This window comes from Micromonospora sp. BL4, from assembly GCF_003667505.1.
Lineage (GTDB): Bacteria > Actinomycetota > Actinomycetes > Mycobacteriales > Micromonosporaceae > Micromonospora.
In genome coordinates this window covers 45,439-63,392 of sequence record NZ_RCVJ01000117.1, presented here as the reverse complement: position 1 = coordinate 63,392, position 17,954 = coordinate 45,439, and the positions used below count along the sequence as shown (strand labels likewise).

Below are 17,954 nucleotides of genomic sequence, written 5' to 3'. Positions count from 1 at the left end.
GGATACCGCTCAGCGCTTGTGGACGGCGTGGCCGCCGAACTGCTGGCGCAGCGCGGCGACGGCCTTCATGGCGGGCGAGTCGTCCTGCCGGGAGGCGAACCGGGCGAACAGCGAGGCGGTGATGACGTTCAGCGGCACGGCCAGCCGGACCGCCTCGTCGACCGTCCACCGGCCCTCGCCGGTGTCCTCGGTGTAACCGCTCAGCTCGGCCAGCTCCGGGTCCTCGTCGAGCGCCCGGTCCAGCAGGTCGAGCAGCCAGGAGCGGACCACCGTGCCCTCGCGCCAGGACTTGAACACGCCCGGCACGTTGGTCACCAGCTCGGAGGCGGCCAGCAGCTCGTAGCCCTCGGCGTAGGCGTGCATCAGGCCGTACTCGATGCCGTTGTGCACCATCTTCGAGTAGTGCCCGGCACCGACCGGCCCGGCGTGCACGAAGCCGAACTCGCCCTCGGGCTTGAGCGCCTCGAAGATCGGCATCAGCCGGTCGACGTGCTCCTGGGCGCCGCCGACCATCAGCGCGTAGCCGTTCTGCCGGCCCCACACGCCGCCGGAGACGCCGACGTCCAGGTAGCCGATGCCGCGCTCGTTGAGCCGCTCGGCGCGGGGAGCGTCGTCGCTGAAGCGGGAGTTGCCGCCGTCGATGATGATGTCGCCCTCGCCCAGGACGGCGGCGAGCTCGTCGATGGTCGCGTCCGTGACACCGGCGGGCACCATGACCCAGACCGCGCGCGGAGACTCAAGCTTCTCAGCCAGCCCGGCGAGGGTCGGCACGTCGCTGATCTGCGGGTTGTGGTCGAAGCCGACCACCTCGTGGCCGGCGGCCCGCAACCGCTCGCGCATGTTGCCGCCCATCCGGCCGAGACCTACCAGGCCGAGCTGCATGTGTTCCTACCTCCGTGGATCTGGGTATCGGTGCGCGCGATCAGCGGGACACGCGGATCGGCATGATGAGGTACCGGTACCCCGGAATGACCTCGCCATCCTCGCCGGCGGGTGAGATCACCGCGGGCTTGAAGGCGTCGACGAACGAGAGCATGGCGGTCTGGGAACCCAGGTTGGCCAGGCCGTCGATGAGGTACTGCGGGTTGAACCCGATGGTCAGCGCGTCGCCGGTGAAGGTGGCCTCCATCGCCTCGCTGGCCCGTGCCTCCTCCGAGCCGCCGGCCTCGACCACCAGCCCGTCGGCGCTGAAGCTGAGCAGCACCGGCGTGGTCCGCTCGGCGACCAGCGCGACCCGCTTGACCACCTCGATCAGGGTGCTGACCGGCACCCGGGCCTCGGCGTTGTGGCTGGCCGGGAAGAGCGAGCGCACCGGCGGGTAGTTGGCCCCGTCGAGCAGCCGGCTGGTCGTGCGCCGGGTGCCACCGGCGAGGCCGACCATGCCCTCGCCCGCCGCGCCCTGGGCGAGAGCGAGGGTGACCTCGCCACCCAGCGGGCCGAGCGCCTTGGCGGTGTCGTTCAGGGTGCGGGCCGGCACCAGGGCGTTGATGCTCACCTCGGGGTCGTCCGGCCGCCACTGGATCTCGCGCAAGGCCAGCCGGTAGCGGTCGGTGGCGAGCATCGACAGGGTGCTGCCGGAGAGCTCGACGCGGACGCCGGTCATCATCGGCAGCGTCTCGTCGCGGCCGGCGGCGATGGCCACCTGCGAGACCGCGGTGGCGAACGCGGCGGCGTCGACCGTGCCGGCGCTCTGCGGCATCTCGGGCAGGGCGGGGTAGTCCTCCACCGGCATGGTGGGCAGGGTGAACCGCGCGCTGCCGCAGACCAGCTCGAGGTGGGCGCCGACGGCGGCGATGTCCACCGGCTTGGCCGGCAGTGCCTTGGTGATCTCGGCGAGCAGGCGACCGGAGACCAGCGCGGCGCCGTCGGCGTCGCCCTGCACCTCGACGGTGACCTGGCTGGAGACCTCGTAGTCGAACCCGGAGACCCGCAGGTTGCCGTCGGTGACGCGGAGCATCACCCCGGCCAGCACCGGTACGGACGGCCGGCTCGGCAGACTCTTCGCGGTCCAGGCCACGGCCTCGGCGAGCGCGTCGCGCTCCACTCGGAACTTCATCAATGCCTCCGCGTCGACGTCAGCGACAACTCTCTCATGCCGACCGCTGCCTACCGTCCCGCCCGACCGTGCGGGTACCCATCGCACTTTAGGGCGCGGGGGCATCGGCTGTGCGCCCGGCCCCATGGATCGTGTCGATGCTGACGGGTTGATCCGGCAGCGTTCGGCCCGATCCACAGAAAGTCCAACGGTGATGATTGGTTTTTGTTCTCTTAGAAGAGATAACTCATCGTCTTCATCGCACCTGTGCAAACTGTGGAGAACCCGGGTCCGCGCAGCTCAGACAGGTTATCCACCGGTGATTTGGCTGTGGAGAACCGGGGGTGAAACCGCCTTGTGTGTCCACAGCCCGACCGCGGCGGCCGGTTGTCCACCGTTGTCCACCGGTTGTCCACCGGTAATCCACCGACTTTCTCCCCAAGCCTGTGGATCGTCAAGAAGATCACCATTGGCGTCATCCCCAGAACCTTCAACAGGTCGTACACAGGGCACCGGTCGTCGGTGGACAACCGCACCGTTGTCCCCAGCCATCCACAGCGTCGTACACAGGGTTTCTCCACAGCCTGTGGGTAACCGGCGGAGGACGGACCGTAGTTATCCACTGACGGTGGACAACGAGCTGTGGACAACGAGTGAGCATCGAAGCGGTCACGGCGTAGATGCTGTGGTCTGCACCATGTCGAGGGTCAAGTCGGAGACCCGTCAGGAACCAGAAAGAAACGCCCGGCCGGGTCTCCGGCCGGGCGTGTCCCGGTGGCTGCGTGCCGTGGCGACGGCGGGCGTACGCCTCAGGTGTTCTGTTTGATCCGGTTGGTCAGCTCGGCGATCTGGTTGTAGAGCGAGCGCCGCTCGGCCATCTGCTGGCGGATCTTGCGGTCGGCGTGCATGACCGTGGTGTGGTCCCGGCCCCCGAAGGCCTGCCCGATCCGGGGCAGCGACAACTCGGTCAACTCCCGGCACAGGTACATGGCCACCTGGCGGGCGTTGACCAGCACCCGGGAACGGGACTGCCCCCGCAGGTCCTCCAGGCTCACCCCGAAGTAGTCCGCCGTGGAGACCATGATCTGGTCCGCGGTGATCTCCGGGCCGGCGCCGTCCGGGATGAAGTCGCGCAGGACCTCCTCGGCCAGCGACAGCTCGACGGTCGACCGGGTCAGGCTGGCGAACGCGGTCACCCGGATCAGCGCGCCCTCCAGTTCCCGGATCGAGTTCGACACCCGGGAGGCGATGAACTCCAGCACGTCCGGAGGAGCGTAGAGCCGCTCCTGCGCCGCCTTCTTCTGCAGAATCGCGATCCGCGTCTCCAGGTCCGGCGGCTGGATGTCGGCGAGCAGACCCCACTCGAACCGGGTCCGCAGCCGGTCCTCCAGCGTGGCGAGCTGCTTCGGCGACCGGTCCGACGTGATGACGATCTGCTTGTTGGCGTTGTGCAGGGTGTTGAAGGTGTGGAAGAACTCCTCCTGCGTGCGCTCGCGGTTTTCCAGGAACTGGATGTCGTCGATCAAAAGGATGTCGACGTCGCGGTAGCGCCGCTGGAACGCGCTGGTCTTGTCGTCCCGGAGCGAGTTGATGAAGTCGTTGGTGAACTCCTCGGTCGAGACGTACCGCACCGAGCGGGCGTTGCCGAGCGTCGTGGCGTAGTGCCCGATGGCGTGCAGCAGGTGCGTCTTGCCCAGCCCGGAGCTGCCGTAGATGAACAGCGGGTTGTACGCCTTCGCCGGTGACTCGGCCACCGCCACGCTCGCCGCATGGGCGAACCGGTTGGACGAGCCGATGACGAACGTCTCGAACATGTACTTCGGGTTGAGCCGGTTGCCGCCCGTGTCGGCGCCGGGCAGCCGCCGGTCGTCGCGGCCCCCGTTCCGATGATCCACACCGCTGCGACCCGGACCGCTGTCCGTCCCGCTGTCCCGGGGCAGCGCGCGGATCACGTGCTGGTCCCGCGGGGACGCCGACGCCGCGTCCTCCCGGTAGCGGGGCTCGTAGGGCCGGGTGTCCGGACCCGGCGGGTCCAGGCGGGCGGCCTGATCGTCGTAGGCGCGTCGCTCCGGCGCCGGCCGGGGCGTCCGCAGCGGCTCCACGAACGCAGCGCTGAACAACGCCTCCTGCCCGTCGCGGCTCGCCGGTATCAGCCCGGACCGGTGCCCGTCGGCGGTCGGCGCGAGCGGCGGACCGGTCGGGGCCGGCGGCGCGGCCTGCTCGGGCGCTCGCGCCGGGTGCTGCTGTTCGGGGATGACCGCGTCGGCCGCCGTCCGGCCGGAGTGCTCGTCGTCGGACGGTCCGGCGTGCGAACCCTCGGCGTCGGTCGGCCCCGGCTCCGGGGCGCTGCGGTAGACGGTGCCGGCCGGGCGGCCTGCGGTGTCCTCGGCCACCCGCACGGTGACCGCGACCTGGATCGGCCGGCCGAGCCGTCGGGTGAGGGCCTCGGTGATCGCCGGGCGCAGCCGTGACTCGATCACGTCGCGGGTGAACGCGTCCGGGACGGAGAGCAGCGCGGTGTCCTCGACGATCGCCCGCAGCCGGGTCAGTCGGAGGTAGGCGCGCTGCTGGGCGGAGATGATCTCGTCGGCGAGCTCGTCGGTCGCCGCTAACCACACCGCGGCAAGGTCGGTCGTACCGGCCACCGTCGTGCCACCCCCTCGCCTCTGCTCCCGGCCGCCGCTGTCTGCCAGCCGGCCATCCCGGGCCCGCCGCGTTCGCGGGTGGAACATCACCCACCCGGACGGTTGACCGGTGGTCGTCCACAGGTTATCCACAGCCTGTGTACCGACCGAATGTGGCCGCCCGTCGGACGCGGGTGGGACCTGCCCCTGCCTGAACGGGCGTTGAAGCGGGTTCACCGTGCCGAACGATTCACTACCGTGTCCGGTCTTGCCTGCGCGCGAGGACCGGAGCCTGAAGACGCCTCACCGCAATCGGGCACGGTAACAGCGTTGTCCCTGCGCCATCAACCGGCGACGCGGCCGGGTCCTTGTCGGCATCAGCGAAAACCGCCCCTTCGGCCCCGGGCGCGTCCCGATCTCCGCCGTCACGAGGTGTTTGACGGTCATTGCACCCCTGCGTAGGCTGGAGCGGCTGCTCTCTCGCCCTCTGCTAGGGTGATGGGTGCTTGCTGTCCGCGGTCGCATCCCCCGCATCGCCGAGGTCCCGCTCCGCCGGGCAGCACCGATCGGTGGCCACCGTAGCGGTGGCCTGGACCACCCCACGACCCCGGCGATCCCGTCGCCCGGGGCGCGTACGAAAACGGAGAGCCTGACGTGAGCAAGCGCACCTACCAGCCGAACAACCGCCGGCGCGCGAAGACCCACGGCTTCCGGCTGCGCATGCGCACCCGTGCCGGCCGTGCCATCCTCTCGAGCCGCCGCGCCAAGGGTCGCACCACCCTGTCGGCCTGAGCCGACCGGGCCGGTCCGGGGGACGTGGGCAGTCGTGCTGGCCGCCGCACAGCGACTGCGGCGCAGCACTGACTTCGCCGCAGCGGTTCGCGGTGGCCGACGCGCCGGACGAGGCGCCGTCGTGGTTCACCTGACCGTGCCGACGACCGCCAACCCCAGCACACCGACCTCGCCGGAGCCGGCGCGGGACACCGGCGTGGAGCAGTCCTCCACGCCGGCCCGCGCCGGCTTCGTCGTGTCCAAGGCCGTGGGCAACGCCGTGGTCCGCAACCGGGTCCGGCGTCGGCTTCGGGCGCTGGTCCGGGAGCGGCTGGCCGTGCTGCCCGCCGGCAGCACGCTGGTCGTCCGAGCGCTTCCGGCCGCGGCCGAGGCGTCGTACCCCCGACTCGCCGCGGACCTGGACGCCGCCATCGTCGTGGCTCGGTCACCCCGCGAGCGGAGGTCCCGATGACCACGGAGCCGACCGCCCCCCGCCCCTCAACCGGTGCCAGGGTGCTGATCGCGCCCATCATCGCGTACCGTCGGTGGATAAGTCCGGCACTGCCGGCCCGCTGTCGGTTCTACCCGTCGTGCAGTGCGTACGCCCAGGAGGCGGTGGCCCGGCACGGCGCGCTCCGGGGAGCCGCGCTGGCGGTCCGGCGGCTGTTGCGCTGCCACCCCTTCCACCCTGGTGGACATGACCCGGTGCCGGAGCCGGGCGGTCGCCGCCGTGCCGATGTGACTGGAGCACCGAATTGAGTCTCGACTGGATCTACTTCGCGATTTCGTGGATCCTGCTGACCTGGCACTCCGCCTGGGACGCCATCGGGGTGCCCGTCAACGCGGTGATCGGCACCAACTTCGCCTGGATCCTGGCCATCGTCTTCCTGGTTGTCACGGTCCGGGTGATCCTGTTCCCGGTCTTCGTCAAGCAGATCAAGTCGCAGCGGGCGATGCAGGCGCTCCAGCCCAAGGTCAAGGAGCTGCAGGAGAAGCACAAGGGTGACCGGGAGACGCTCCAGAAGGAGATGATGGAGCTCTACCGGAAGGAAAAGGCCAACCCGCTGATGGGCTGCCTTCCGATGTTCCTCCAGATCCCCGTCTTCCTCGGCCTCTTCCACGTGCTGCGCCGGCTCGACCCGGCCAAGCAGAGCAAGACCCTCTACGGCTGGACGGTCGATCAGTTCGAGAGCGCTTCGCAGGCGAAGCTCTTCACCGCTCCGATCGCCGGCAAGTTCGGGTCCACCGCCGACGAGCTGGCCCGCCTGGGCGCCAACGGCACCACCGTCAAGGTGATCGCCGGCATCCTGGTTTTGATCATGATCGGCACCACCTACCTGACCAGCCGTCAGATGATCCTCAAGACCGGCTGGGCGGAGGACCCGCAGCAGCGGATGATCCAGCGGCTGATGCTCTACGGCATCCCCGCGTCGCTGCTGATCTCCGGTGCGATCTTCCCCATCGGCGTGATCATCTACTGGGTCACCAACAACCTCTTCACCCTCGGCCAGCAGCAGTGGGTGCTCCGCAAGTTCCCGCCGCCGGTCACCGCCAAGAAGGCCGCCACCCCCGCCACCCGTAACCCGGTGCAGCCCGCCAAGACGGGCGGCCTGTTCGGGCGCGGCAAGTCGGCCCCGCCGGCGCCGGTCAAGGCGACCGCGCCCAAGGTGGCCGGGCCGAAGCCGGGCGCCAAGCCGGTGAACCCCAAGAAGAGCCGCCCCGCCAAGCGGCAGGGCTGACCTCCGGGCCGTCGTCGGGCGACCGACGACGGCCCGTTCCGCACCGCGCAGCCGCCGTACGGCCGGCGCCGGACGGAACCGACCGCGCGCGACGCGGCCACGGGCGACACTGCCCGTACAGACGTGCCCGTGGGCACCGGCGACCTCCCGCCGGCCCCGGGAAACCAGCGGACCCGACGGTCCGGCCGAGCGAGTACGGAGATGAGACCGTGACCGAGACCAGCATCCCCCGCGCCGAGCAGTCCCTGGACGAGGAGGAGACCGCGCCGCTCGCGGTGGACGACGAGATCGAGGCCGACGACACGGAGGCCGACGACGACACCGAGGCACCCGCCGGCGCTCGGGAGAAGAAGAGCGCGGGCGAGGGCGAACTCTTCCGGCAGAGCGAGATCGCGGCGGACTACGTCGAGGGGTTGCTCGACATCCTCGACTACGACGGCGACATCGACGAGCTGGTCGCCGGCGGCCGGCCGGTGGTCGAGGTGGTCGGCGCCCGGCTGCAGAACCTGGTCGGTCAGCGCGGAGCCACCCTGGAGGCGCTCCAGGAGCTGACCCGTCTCGCGGTCTTCCGGGCGACCGGCACGCCGAGCCGCCTGCTGCTGGACGTCGGCGGCTACCGCGCGAACCGCCGCAAGGAACTCGCCGCGGTGGCCAAGAACGCGGTCGAGAAGGTCAAGGAGTTCGGCGAGCCGGTCCGGCTGGAGCCGATGTCCGCGTTCGAGCGTAAGTGCGTCCACGACGTGGTCAACGCCATGTCCGGCGTGGTGAGCGAGTCCGAGGGCGTCGAGCCGAGCCGGCGCATCGTCGTACGGCCGGCGGACTGACCGGGTGACCCACGACGACACCACGGCTGACGCCGTGTCCGGCCCGGGCGGCACGCCGCCCGGGCCGTCCGCTGTCCGACTCGACACCTCGGGCACGGAGGCCGATCGGACACCGGACGGTGACCGTACGCCCGCACCCTCCGACGCGGAGCTGCCGGCCGAGCTGGCCCCGGCCGCCCTGACCCTCTTCGGCGATCGGCTCGACGTGGCCGCCGCGTACGCCGAGCTGCTGGCCACCGACGGGGTGGTCCGCGGTCTGATCGGCCCCCGGGAGGCGCCCCGGATCTGGGACCGGCACCTGCTCAACTGCGCCGCGGTCGCGGAGCGGATCCCCGCCGACGCGACCGTGCTCGACGTCGGCTCCGGCGCCGGTCTGCCCGGTCTGGTCCTGGCCATCGCGCGCCCCGACCTGACGGTGACCCTGATCGAGCCACTCGCCCGCCGCACGTCGTTCCTGATCGAGGTGGTCGAGCGTCTCGGCCTGACCCGATCGGTGCGGGTGTTCCGGGGGCGGGCCGACGAGGCGGCCAGCGGGTCGAGCGGCCGGGAACCCATCAGCGGGGACGTGGTGACCGCACGCGCCGTGGCGCCACTGGATCGGCTGGCGACCTGGAGCCTGCCCCTGGCGGTGCGCGGCGGGCGGCTGCTGGCGCTCAAGGGCGCGTCCGCCGCCGAGGAGATCAACGAGCACGCCGCGGTGGTGGAGCGGCTCGGCGGCGGAGAGCCCACTGTGCGTCTCTGCGGCGTCGGGGTGATCGATCCACCCACCACCATCGTGGAGATCGTGCGCGAGCGGATGGTGGGTCCGGCCCGCCCGGCCGCCAGCAAGCGCTCCTGGGGCGGGCGGCCACGCCGCCGTTGACGCTTCGCGCCATCGGGCGTCCGGCCGGTGGGTTGTCTCGTTGTACCGGTACGGATGGAACGAGGGGATGAGAACCCGACGTGGACCGGCCACGCCCGTCCGCCGTAGGCTGACCGCGCGTCGATAGTGTGGAGCGGGCGACGGACGTCGCGGGCCTCCGACCGCTCCCGAGGGGCCGTACGCTCCGGGGGTGCGAGCGCGGGTGCGGCCAAGTTGACCGGGGCGCGGACCGACCATCCGAAGCGGGTAGGGATGACAGGTGCATGACGACGGCAGGTACGACGATCCACGCGTGACCGGGTCAACCAGCGACCCTGTTTCACGTGAAACCGACTACCCGAGCTGGTCGCCCGGCGCTTCCGGGCCTTCGCCCCAGCCGGCGGACGACGATCCGCAGGTGTCGCGCGACGAACCCACGGGCCAGCCGGCAGGACCCGACGCCACGGAACCGGCGGCTGTCCGTCGGGGACCGGATGCGGTGGTGACCCGACCGGTCAACGCCGCAGACGTACGGCCGGCCACGGGCCGGCGGAACACGGTGGCGGCGGTCCGCTTCGAGCCGGCGGTTCCGCACCAACCAACTGCGGCGGCGGCTCGGGACTCGGCGCCGGTGGTTGCCGATGTGCCGGTCGCGTCAGCCGAGTCGCTGGCCGCCGTGTCGGCCGACCCCACGTACGTTTCACGTGAAACCCCGACGCGCGAAGAGGATGACCCACCGTTGGCTATGGAGGCGATGCGCGCCGTGCAGATCCTGAATCCCAGTGGCGAGGTGACCATGCCTCGGCCGGACCGGACCCGGGTCATGTGCGTCGCGAACCAGAAGGGCGGCGTGGGTAAGACCACGACCACGGTCAACCTTGCGGTGGCGCTCGCCCTGCATGGCAACCGGGTGCTCGTGGTGGACCTCGACCCGCAGGGCAACGCCTCCACCGGTCTCAACGTCCCGCACCACACCGGCATCCCCGACGTGTACGACTGCCTGATCAACAGCGTGCCGCTGGCTGAGGTGGCGCAGGCGGTCGAGGGCATCCCCAACCTGTGGTGCGTACCCGCGACGATCGACCTGGCCGGCGCGGAGATCGAACTGGTGTCGGTGGTGGCGCGGGAGTCGCGCCTCGACCGGGCCATCGCCGCGTACCCCGGGCAGTTCGACTATGTCTTCATCGACTGCCCGCCCTCGCTCGGCCTGCTCACGGTCAACGCCCTGGTCGCCGCCCAGGAGGTGCTGATCCCGATCCAGTGCGAGTACTACGCCCTGGAAGGGCTCAACCAGCTGATCAACAACATCAACCTGGTGCGGCAACACCTCAACCCCAAGCTCGACGTCTCGACCATCCTGCTGACCATGTACGACCGCCGTACCCGGCTGGCCGACGCCGTCGAGCAGGACGTCCGTAACCACTTCGGCGACAAGGTGCTCCAGGCGGTCATCCCCCGGAATGTGCGGGTCTCCGAGGCACCCAGCTACGGCCAGTCGGTGATGACCTACGATCCCGGTTCGCGGGGCGCCACGAGCTACTTCGAGGCGGCCCAGGAAATCGCCGAGCGGGGCGTCAAGGAGCCGGTGGGCCGGAATGCGTAGTGCGGACGATTCGCTGGGAGGCGTGGCATGAAGAACCGTCCTCGGGGCGGTCTGGGTCGGGGCCTGGGGGCGCTCATCCCGACCGGGCCGGTGCCGGGTGCTGCGGGCACCCTGACGGACGAGCCGGAGAACGGGCACGTGGAGGACGAGTCGGTCGCGGCCGTATCGGCGGCGCCCGCCGGTCCGCCGGCCCGCGAGCCGGAGCCCACGCTCAGCCCGGTGCCGGGCGCTCGATTTGCCGAGATCCCGGTCGACGCGATCGTGCCGAACCCGAAGCAGCCCCGCCAGGTCTTCGATGAGGAGGCGCTGGAGGAGCTGAAGACGTCCATCCAGGAGGTCGGCTTCCTTCAGCCCATCGTCGTCCGGCAGCTCGACGACGAGAAGTACGAGCTGGTGATGGGCGAGCGGCGGTGGCGGGCCGCCCAGGCGGTGGGGCGGGAGAGCATCCCGGCGATCGTGCGGGACACCCGCGACGACGCCATGCTCCGGGACGCGCTACTGGAGAACATCCATCGGGCCAACCTGAACCCGCTGGAAGAGGCCGCCGCGTACCAGCAGCTACTTGAGGAGTTCGGTGCCACCCACGAGGAGTTGGCCCGCCGGATCGGTCGGAGCCGGCCGCAGATTTCCAACACCATTCGACTGCTGAACCTGCCGGCGCAGGTGCAGCGTCGGGTGGCGGCGGGGATCCTGTCCGCTGGCCACGCCCGGGCCCTGCTGAGCCTCGACGAGTCGGAGGCGCAGGAACAGCTGGCGCTGCGGATCGTGGCCGAAGGGCTGTCGGTCCGGGCGACCGAGGAGATCGTGGCTCTGACGCTGAACGACGGACCGGCGAAGGGTCAGGCCGCGAAGCGGCGACCGAAGCCGCATGCGCCCGCCCTGACGGACCTCGCCGACCGGTTGTCGGATCGGTTCGACACCCGGGTGAAGGTGGACATCGGCCGGAGCAAGGGCAAGATCACCATCGAGTTCGCGACGGTGGACGACCTGGAGCGCATCGTCGGCATCATCGGAGTGCAGCAGGAGGAGGCCGGGGACTGATCGCCTCTCCTCTTGCGGCCGCGCTTCCTCTCGGGGTGGCGCGGCCGTTCTGCATCGCGCCACCCGGTCTACGCGGGTCGTCAGCACCGCGTCGAAATTCGCCACGCTGTTTCACGTGAAACGGATGTGATCTGGCCCCCGTGGTTTCGCGTGTCGGGGCGGCGCCGACGATGGCCGCTGTCGTACGACGCTTCCGACGGCAGGTGCTGTGTTCGGTCTGGGGTCGAGTCTGCTTCCCGTGCTGTCGGTTTCACGTGAAACACGGCGGCGTGGGTCGTGCTTGCACGACTCGCCCTGTCAACGGTGACGGAAGGCCTCTCGCGCCCGCTCAGCCGTCCGCTGCGGCCTCGTACGCCTCGCGTGGTGGTCTTGGTCGGGTAGCGCCTGCTCTCCCGCTCCTGGCCGTCTGCTGACCGACGGCTCCTCGCATCGACTACGAGCCGAATCTGATCGGCTCGCAGTGGGAGGGCTGAGCCGGTGCTGGGACGCCTCACTCGGGCGGCCTCGCGCCGACCTGCGGCTGCTCGTCAGGTTCTGTTGCACCGACGGACGGGACGGCGGCCGGTGCGCTCGGGTCTCAGGTGCCGCTCGCCTGCGCGCCCGGCGCCTCCGAGCCCGTGTCTCTCCCCCCGTTCGGCGGACCGTGGGCTGGCGAGTTCCTCGTCCCTGCGCGCTGTGCCCAGTAGACGGCCCCGAACCCGTGTCGTTGTGCCACGCGCTGATGAGCCCCCTCGCCGCAACCGGCACCTCGCGCCCCGTCCGCCGCCCGCCGCTCTCGTTCTCGCGTGCCGGGCTTGCGTCTCGCGCCGGGCTTGCGGCTTGCGCCGGGCCCGCGGCTTGCGCTCGGCTGGCGCTTCCGGTCCATCCTCGCGCCTCGCGCCCGGCTCGCGTCCCCTCAGGCTCACGCCTTCCGTCCGGACAGGCTCGGCCCTGCCTTGCGCTTGCGTCCGCCCCTGCTTTGCGCCTGCGTTCGGCCCCGCTCGCGTGCGTCCGCCGCGGTGGCTGCCAAGGCTGCGCCGAAGGCCACCGCGTACCGGCGCCGCATCCCGCCGTCCGCCGCCGCTAGCGTCGCACGCCGGATCCGGCCACGCGCGCGCCTGGACTTGGGATTCGTGATCCCCGCCCCCGGTGCCCGAGCCGGGCTTGGCTGAGGGCCGATGGCGTGCGACCGGGGCGAGGGGCGGTCGGACGACGGTCATGCGCGTCCTCCGCCCGCTCTGCCCCAACGCCGACTGCGTCAGGCCAAGATCTGAACAACTTCAGGGATATTGCTGTCTCCGGCGCTCGCAAGACGACAACATCCCTGAAACTGCTGCCTCGACCGCCACGGGAGCGGGCGGGCGCATTGAGGCGCGGAGGCGGAGCCGGCGGGCAGCGCACAGAGTCGCTTCGACTCGATCTGCCCTGGGCGCGAGGCCACCAGCCGCCGATCACCTGCTCAGCGCCTGAGGACCTCCAGCCATGCGACTCGTGTCATCGAAGCCCGGACGCGAGCCTCACCCAGCCCGCAGCCCGCAGCCGCCGAGCTGTGGATGATTACACCGCCTGCCGTCGAGCCTCGGCACCCTCTCGGCACTCGGCGTCGGCGCAGTCGCAGCCGGCGCAGCCGAGCGGCTCGGGGGCAACGAAAGACTGGCCAAAAAGTTATCCACACCAGTTGTCCACAGGTACCCCCTGTTTCACGTGAAACACCGCGTGAAAGCGGGTGCCAGCCTGTGGATGACTGCCCGTGTTCAGGATCTCGGCAGCCTGTGGATAACCCTCCTTCCAGGCTTCGGCGCTTCACACATCGATCGACGATGAGCGCTGATCGGCTGGGCCGGGAAGGGATCAAACTGGTAGGGACAGCCGTGCCAGACTCGGTTAGGGTCAGCGTCGTGCACGACACCCCTCCCTCAGTCCCGGACTTCACCCAGTGGCCCTCGTTTCCCTTCGAGGGCGACCTCCGCGTAAAGCAGCTCGATGATCCGGTCCCGGTCGAACCGCCACGCAAGGGCGAGGGCCTCCGGGAATGCACCGCCTGCAATGCTCCTGACGACGCCTACATCTGGGTGGGAGAGCGGTGGCGGGTACGCGCCATGGACCGGCCCACCGGCCTGCCCATGGTGCTCATCCTGGAATCGCGGACCCACCTCGACCTGGGTGACCTGCCGAACCTGCTCGCCGCCGAGCTGGGCGTGATGACCGTCCGTCTGGAGCGGGCCATCCGATCGCTGGACGGCGTCGCTCGGGTGCACGTCAACAGGTGGGGCGATGGCTCCGCCCATCTGCACATGTGGTTCCTCGCCCGTCCGTACGGGCGGCTTCAGCTGCGGGGCACCTTCCTGTCGCTGTGGGACTCGATCCTGCCGCCGATCTCCGAGGCGCAGTGGCGGGAGAACTTGGCGCTCGTCGCCGCCTGGCTCGCCGAGTTCGGTGGCCGGCCGCTCGCCGAGCCACCCCGCATCCAGTGGCAGGCACCGTCCAGCCTGCTGGCACAGTCTGCCGCTGCGGACGCCGCCGCGGCCGCAGCGGAGGCGGTCTCCGTCATCGAGGCGGCAGAGGAGATCCCGGAACCGGCACCCGACGCCGACGATGCCGCCGGCACCGACGACGGCACCGACAGGAGCGACCCGGTCGACACGACCGACGGCACCCCCACGGACGACAGCGGCACGGACGACAGCGGCACGGACGCCGGCGACAAGGACGACAGCGGCACGGACGCCGGCGACAAGGACGACCGCACTGTTTCCGACACCGGAACCGTGCGGTCTGCCACCGAAACCGATCCAGCCGGAACCACCGCCGACCCGGCAACCGAACCGGCCGGCGCATCAGCGCCCGTCCCAGCGGACACGCCCGGCCCCGGCAGCCGCACCGCTGCGGCCGGCGCTCCACCCACCAGCACCCTCAGCACATCCGGGGACGCGTCCACCGCTCGCTGACAAACGACGTGATCATGAGGTTGGCGGCGGCACCGGGCCGCGTGACACTCGCCAACCTCATGATCGTCCGTTCGGTGGCCCGGGGTGGAGACGCTGAGCGTGGGGCCGGCCCGTCGGCAGCCGGGCGGAGGCGCTGAGCGTGGGGTCCGCCGGGCGGACGGGGGGATGCGCGCAGGGGCCTCGAGAGGCCGGACGCAGGAGACGCTTAGCGTGCGGGCGCCGCGTGGAAGCTCAGCGCGATGGAGCGGGGCTCAGGAGGCCGGTTGCCGGGCGGCGGCCCGGGTGACCAGGGAGCCGAGGAGCCGACCGAAGTCCAGGCCGGCGGCCTGGACAGCGAGCGGAAGCAGCGACGTCTCCGTCATGCCGGGCGAGACGTTGACCTCCAGCACGTGCGGCTGACCGGCGGCGTCGACGATCACGTCGACGCGGGAGAGGTCACGCAGGCCGAGCGCGGTGTGCGCGGCGAGGGCCACGTCGGCCACCCGGGCGGCCACCTCCGGCTCCAGGCGGGCCGGGGCGTGCCACGTGGTACGCCCGGCGGTGTAACGGGCGGCGTAGTCGTAGACCCCGTTACGCGGCACGATCTCCACCGGCGGCAGAGCCTGCGGTCCGTCGCCGAGGTCGACCACGGAGACCGCAACGTCCATGCCCGGCACGTACCGCTCCACGAGGGCCGTGGAGTCGTACGCGAAGCAACCGACCATCGCGGCCGGCAGCGATGCGGCGTCGCGGACCACGGCGGCGCCCAGCCCCGAACCGCCCTGCGCCGGCTTGACCATCAGGGGCAGGCCCAGCCGGTCGGCGATCCGGTCGAGCACGGCCACCGCGCCCAGCTCGGAGAAGCGGTCGTGGGGCAGGGCCACCCAGTCCGGCGTCGGGATGCCGGCCTCGCGGAGCACCGCCTTGGCCGAGGGCTTGTCCCAGGCGAGTCGGGATGCACGGGCGTCGCAGCCGACGTACGGGACGCCGCACAGGTCCAGCACCCCGCGCAGCGAGCCGTCCTCGCCGGTGGCGCCGTGCAGGGCGATCACCACGGCGTCCGGTGGGTCGACGGCGAGCGCCGGCAGCAGAGCCACGTCGGCGTCCCGCAACTCGGCCTCCACGCCGACGGCGCGCAGCGCGTCGAGCACCCGGCGGCCGGAGCGTAGCGAGACGTCCCGCTCGTAGGAGAGCCCGCCGGCGAGTACCAGCACGTGCAGGTCGGCCGCGACGGCGGAGGTGGTCACGTGGAGGCGCTCGGCAGCGGTCGTACCCATGCCGGCATCATGCCAAGTCGGGCCCCGGCACGTCGGAGCCGGCCCCGCCGCGGCGCCCGGCGGCGCCTCCCGTGGTGCCGAAGACCCGACGCATGGCGATCTCCTGCTCCATCACTCCGGCCAGGCGGCGTACGCCCTCGCGGATCCGCTCGGGCGGCGGGAAGCTGAAGTTCAGCCGCATCGTGCCGGTGCCGGTGCCGTCGGCGTAGAAGCCGGTGCCGGGCACGTAGGCGACGCGGGCGGCGACGGCGCGCGGCATCATGGCCTTCGAGTCGAGCCCGTCGGGCAGGGTGGCCCAGACGAACAGGCCGCCGGCCGGGGTGGTCCAGCTGGTGCCCTCGGGCATCAGGTCGGCCAGCGCGTCGAGCATGGCGTCCCGGCGCTCCCGGTAGACCTCGCGGTAGACCTTGAGCTGCTGCCGCCATGGCATGGTGCCCAGGTAGGTGGCGACCGCGGCCTGGGCGTAGCCGCTGGGGCAGAGGATCTGCGCCTCGCTGGCGATGACCAGCTTGTCGCGGACCGCGTGAGGCGCCAGGATCCAGCCGACCCGCAGCCCGGGCGCGAAGGTCTTGGAGAACGTGCTGAGATAGAAGACGCCGTCCCGGCGGCGGGCCCGCAGCGGCGCCGGCGCCTCGCCCTCGAACCCCAGCTGACCGTACGGGTCGTCCTCGACCACGAGCAGGCCGGCGCGCTCGCAGATGTCGAGCACCCGCTCCCGGCGCTCCTCGCTGAGCGTCACGCCGGTCGGGTTCTGGTAGGTGGGGATGGTGTAGAGGAACTTCACCCGTCGCCCCGCGCGGGCCAGGTCGGCGATGGCCGTCTCCAGCGCCTCCGGGATCAGCCCGTCGGCGTCCATCGGTACGTGCGCCACCTGCGCCTGAGCGGCCTGGAACACACCGAGCGCGCCGACGTACGTCGGACCCTCGGCGAGCACCACGTCACCCGGGTCGAGGAAGAGCCGGGCCACCAGGTCCAGCGCCTGCTGCCCGCCCACGGTGACCACCACGTCCTCCGGGGAGGCGCCGCAGCCGGCGTCGATCCCGGAGAGCGCCATCACCTCGCAGATCCGTTCGCGCAGCTCAAGGGTGCCCTGGCCGATGCCGTACTGGAGGGTCGTCACGCCGTGTTCGGACCCGAGCCGGCCGAGCATCTCGCCGACCGCGTCGAGCGGCAGGGCGGCGATGTACGGCGCCCCACCGGCGAGCGAGACGACCTCCGGCCGGCTGGCCACCGCGAAGAGTGCTCGGATCTCGGAGGCGGTCATCCCGCGTACCCGCCGGGCGTACCGGTCGGTGTAGTCGTCGAGCGTCGTGCCGGTCATGACCTCACCTCGATCGCTGCTCGGGTGGCTCCCCCCGGGTACCCCGGACGCTGGCGACCATGGCGGCGGGGACACCGATTGTCGATCCTAGTCCGCCGGAGCCACGCTGCCGGCCTGCTGCGCCGGACCGTCCACATCCCGGACCGGTCCCCGGTGTCCCACGCGGCGGTGAGCATCTGCGCGTCCCCTCCCGTACCGTCGATCGGCGGCGTACGATCGCTCGTCGGGGGCAGGAAGGCGGCGCTGTCGTTCCGTGCCGGTTTCACCACCGAGCCTATTGTGGGGATGCGCCATATGTCGCGACGTCTGGTCAGCCTGACCCTCGACACGTTGGAAGACCTTCCTCGCCCGTGCCGACAGTGCGTCTACTGGGAGCTGGACCCGGTTTCCGCCGACCGGGCCTGTGCCGCCGGCGATCCGGGCCTGGAGAAGGAAGCGTGGGTCTCCCAGACGCTGCTGGAGTGGGGCTCGTGCGGCAAGCTCGCGTACGTCGACGGCATGCCGGCGGGCTTCGTGATGTACGCCCCGCCCGCCTACGTCCCCCGGTCGATGGCCTTTCCCACCTCGCCGGTCTCCGCCGACGCCGCGCTGTTGATGACCGCCAACGTGGTCGCCGCGTTCGCCGGTGGCGGGTTGGGCCGGATGCTGGTGCAGGGTGTCGCCCGTGACCTGACCAAGCGGGGGATCAAGGCGATCGAGGCGTTCGGGGACGCGAAGTTCGGCGACGCGGACGATCCGGCGGGCGGCTGTGTCGCGCCGGCCGATTTCTTCCTCTCCGTCGGATTCAAGACGGTCCGTCCGCATCCGCGGTTTCCCCGGCTCCGGCTGGAGCTGCGCACCGCGCTGAGCTGGAAGTCCGACGTCGAGTACGCGCTGGAGAAGCTGCTCGGCTCGATGAGCCCGGAGACCCTGCTCCGCCCGGTCCGGCCCGCCCCGGCCACCCGCTCCACCGGCGGCTGAGCGGACGTCGCG

At 71.3% G+C, this 17,954-nt stretch carries 15 protein-coding genes; 10 read left to right on the top strand and 5 right to left on the bottom strand.

The annotated features are described in order from the left end of the window. Positions 1 to 9: 9 nt before the first annotated feature. The 3 genes from gnd to dnaA all read right to left on the bottom strand — a co-directional run bounded on the left by gnd (position 10) and on the right by dnaA (position 4,680). On the bottom strand, positions 10 to 882 hold the full coding sequence (gene gnd, locus EAD89_RS13185) for a phosphogluconate dehydrogenase (NAD(+)-dependent, decarboxylating) (protein WP_121654172.1): 873 nt from the start codon (positions 880 to 882) through the stop codon (positions 10 to 12). Between the two features lie 40 nt (positions 883 to 922). Next, positions 923 to 2,056: a DNA polymerase III subunit beta gene (dnaN, locus tag EAD89_RS13180; RefSeq protein WP_121654171.1), complete on the bottom strand. Its 1,134-nt coding sequence runs from the start codon at positions 2,054 to 2,056 to the stop codon at positions 923 to 925. Between the two features lie 788 nt (positions 2,057 to 2,844). Next, positions 2,845 to 4,680 carry a chromosomal replication initiator protein DnaA gene (dnaA, locus tag EAD89_RS13175; protein WP_121654170.1) on the bottom strand — a complete coding sequence of 612 codons (1,836 nt, stop codon included), beginning with the start codon at positions 4,678 to 4,680 and terminating at the stop codon, positions 2,845 to 2,847. 633 nt (positions 4,681 to 5,313) lie between these two features. On the opposite strand from dnaA, the gene rpmH reads away from it, so the two are divergent. The 9 genes from rpmH (at position 5,314) to EAD89_RS13130 (ending at position 14,405) form a co-directional block, all read left to right on the top strand. Beyond that, positions 5,314 to 5,451, top strand: coding sequence for a 50S ribosomal protein L34 (gene rpmH, locus EAD89_RS13170; RefSeq protein WP_007453904.1), 138 nt, complete (start codon positions 5,314 to 5,316; stop codon positions 5,449 to 5,451). A 34-nt stretch (positions 5,452 to 5,485) separates the two neighbouring features. Then, complete coding sequence (gene rnpA, locus EAD89_RS13165) at positions 5,486 to 5,902, top strand: ribonuclease P protein component (RefSeq protein WP_121675902.1); 417 nt, start codon at positions 5,486 to 5,488, stop codon at positions 5,900 to 5,902. After that, positions 5,899 to 6,189, top strand: a complete 291-nt coding sequence (gene yidD / locus EAD89_RS13160) for a membrane protein insertion efficiency factor YidD (RefSeq protein WP_121654168.1) — start codon at positions 5,899 to 5,901, stop codon at positions 6,187 to 6,189. Before rnpA ends, yidD begins: the two co-directional genes overlap by 4 nt. Beyond that, entirely contained in the window at positions 6,186 to 7,169 is a 984-nt protein-coding gene (gene yidC, locus EAD89_RS13155; RefSeq protein ID WP_121675901.1) for a membrane protein insertase YidC, read from the top strand. The genes yidD and yidC overlap by 4 nt, the downstream gene beginning before the upstream one ends. Positions 7,170 to 7,378: 209 nt before the next feature. Further along, complete coding sequence (locus EAD89_RS13150) at positions 7,379 to 7,993, top strand: R3H domain-containing nucleic acid-binding protein (RefSeq protein ID WP_121654166.1); 615 nt, start codon at positions 7,379 to 7,381, stop codon at positions 7,991 to 7,993. A gap of 151 nt (positions 7,994 to 8,144) precedes the next feature. Next, positions 8,145 to 8,855 carry a 16S rRNA (guanine(527)-N(7))-methyltransferase RsmG gene (rsmG, locus tag EAD89_RS13145; RefSeq protein WP_233578632.1) on the top strand — a complete coding sequence of 237 codons (711 nt, stop codon included), beginning with the start codon at positions 8,145 to 8,147 and terminating at the stop codon, positions 8,853 to 8,855. Positions 8,856 to 9,114: 259 nt separating this feature from the next. Continuing rightward, a complete protein-coding gene (locus EAD89_RS30735; RefSeq protein ID WP_121675899.1) occupies positions 9,115 to 10,437 on the top strand; it encodes a ParA family protein in 1,323 nt (440 codons plus the stop codon). Positions 10,438 to 10,464: 27 nt separating this feature from the next. Beyond that, a complete protein-coding gene (locus EAD89_RS13135) occupies positions 10,465 to 11,478 on the top strand; it encodes a ParB/RepB/Spo0J family partition protein (protein ID WP_121675898.1) in 1,014 nt (337 codons plus the stop codon). 1,877 nt (positions 11,479 to 13,355) lie between these two features. Beyond that, the gene (locus tag EAD89_RS13130) at positions 13,356 to 14,405 is read left to right on the top strand and encodes a hypothetical protein (RefSeq protein ID WP_368666360.1); all 1,050 of its coding nucleotides are present in this window, start codon (positions 13,356 to 13,358) and stop codon (positions 14,403 to 14,405) included. A gap of 251 nt (positions 14,406 to 14,656) precedes the next feature. Here EAD89_RS13130 and EAD89_RS13125 read toward each other — a convergent pair whose 3' ends face one another. Together EAD89_RS13125 and EAD89_RS13120 are read right to left on the bottom strand one after the other, a co-directional pair. After that, positions 14,657 to 15,661 carry a D-alanine--D-alanine ligase gene (locus tag EAD89_RS13125; RefSeq protein WP_121675897.1) on the bottom strand — a complete coding sequence of 335 codons (1,005 nt, stop codon included), beginning with the start codon at positions 15,659 to 15,661 and terminating at the stop codon, positions 14,657 to 14,659. Positions 15,662 to 15,668: 7 nt separating this feature from the next. Then, complete coding sequence (locus EAD89_RS13120; protein WP_121675896.1) at positions 15,669 to 16,982, bottom strand: PLP-dependent aminotransferase family protein; 1,314 nt, start codon at positions 16,980 to 16,982, stop codon at positions 15,669 to 15,671. A gap of 294 nt (positions 16,983 to 17,276) precedes the next feature. Here EAD89_RS13120 and EAD89_RS13115 point away from each other — a divergent pair, with 294 nt between their 5' ends. Beyond that, positions 17,277 to 17,942, top strand: coding sequence for a GNAT family N-acetyltransferase (locus tag EAD89_RS13115; protein WP_074315552.1), 666 nt, complete (start codon positions 17,277 to 17,279; stop codon positions 17,940 to 17,942). Positions 17,943 to 17,954 lie beyond the last annotated feature (12 nt).

What these genes read in the sequence shown, in the direction of transcription:
- gnd (WP_121654172.1), bottom strand. Translation starts at nt 882, where the DNA reads ATGCAGCTCGGCCTGGTAGGTCTCGGCCGGATGGGCGGCAACATGCGC.
- dnaN (WP_121654171.1), bottom strand. Translation starts at nt 2,056, where the DNA reads ATGAAGTTCCGAGTGGAGCGCGACGCGCTCGCCGAGGCCGTGGCCTGG.
- yidD (WP_121654168.1), top strand. Translation starts at nt 5,899, where the DNA reads ATGACCACGGAGCCGACCGCCCCCCGCCCCTCAACCGGTGCCAGGGTG.
- EAD89_RS13135 (WP_121675898.1), top strand. Translation starts at nt 10,465, where the DNA reads ATGAAGAACCGTCCTCGGGGCGGTCTGGGTCGGGGCCTGGGGGCGCTC.
- EAD89_RS13125 (WP_121675897.1), bottom strand. Translation starts at nt 15,661, where the DNA reads ATGGGTACGACCGCTGCCGAGCGCCTCCACGTGACCACCTCCGCCGTC.
- EAD89_RS13120 (WP_121675896.1), bottom strand. Translation starts at nt 16,982, where the DNA reads ATGACCGGCACGACGCTCGACGACTACACCGACCGGTACGCCCGGCGG.
- EAD89_RS13115 (WP_074315552.1), top strand. Translation starts at nt 17,277, where the DNA reads ATGTCGCGACGTCTGGTCAGCCTGACCCTCGACACGTTGGAAGACCTT.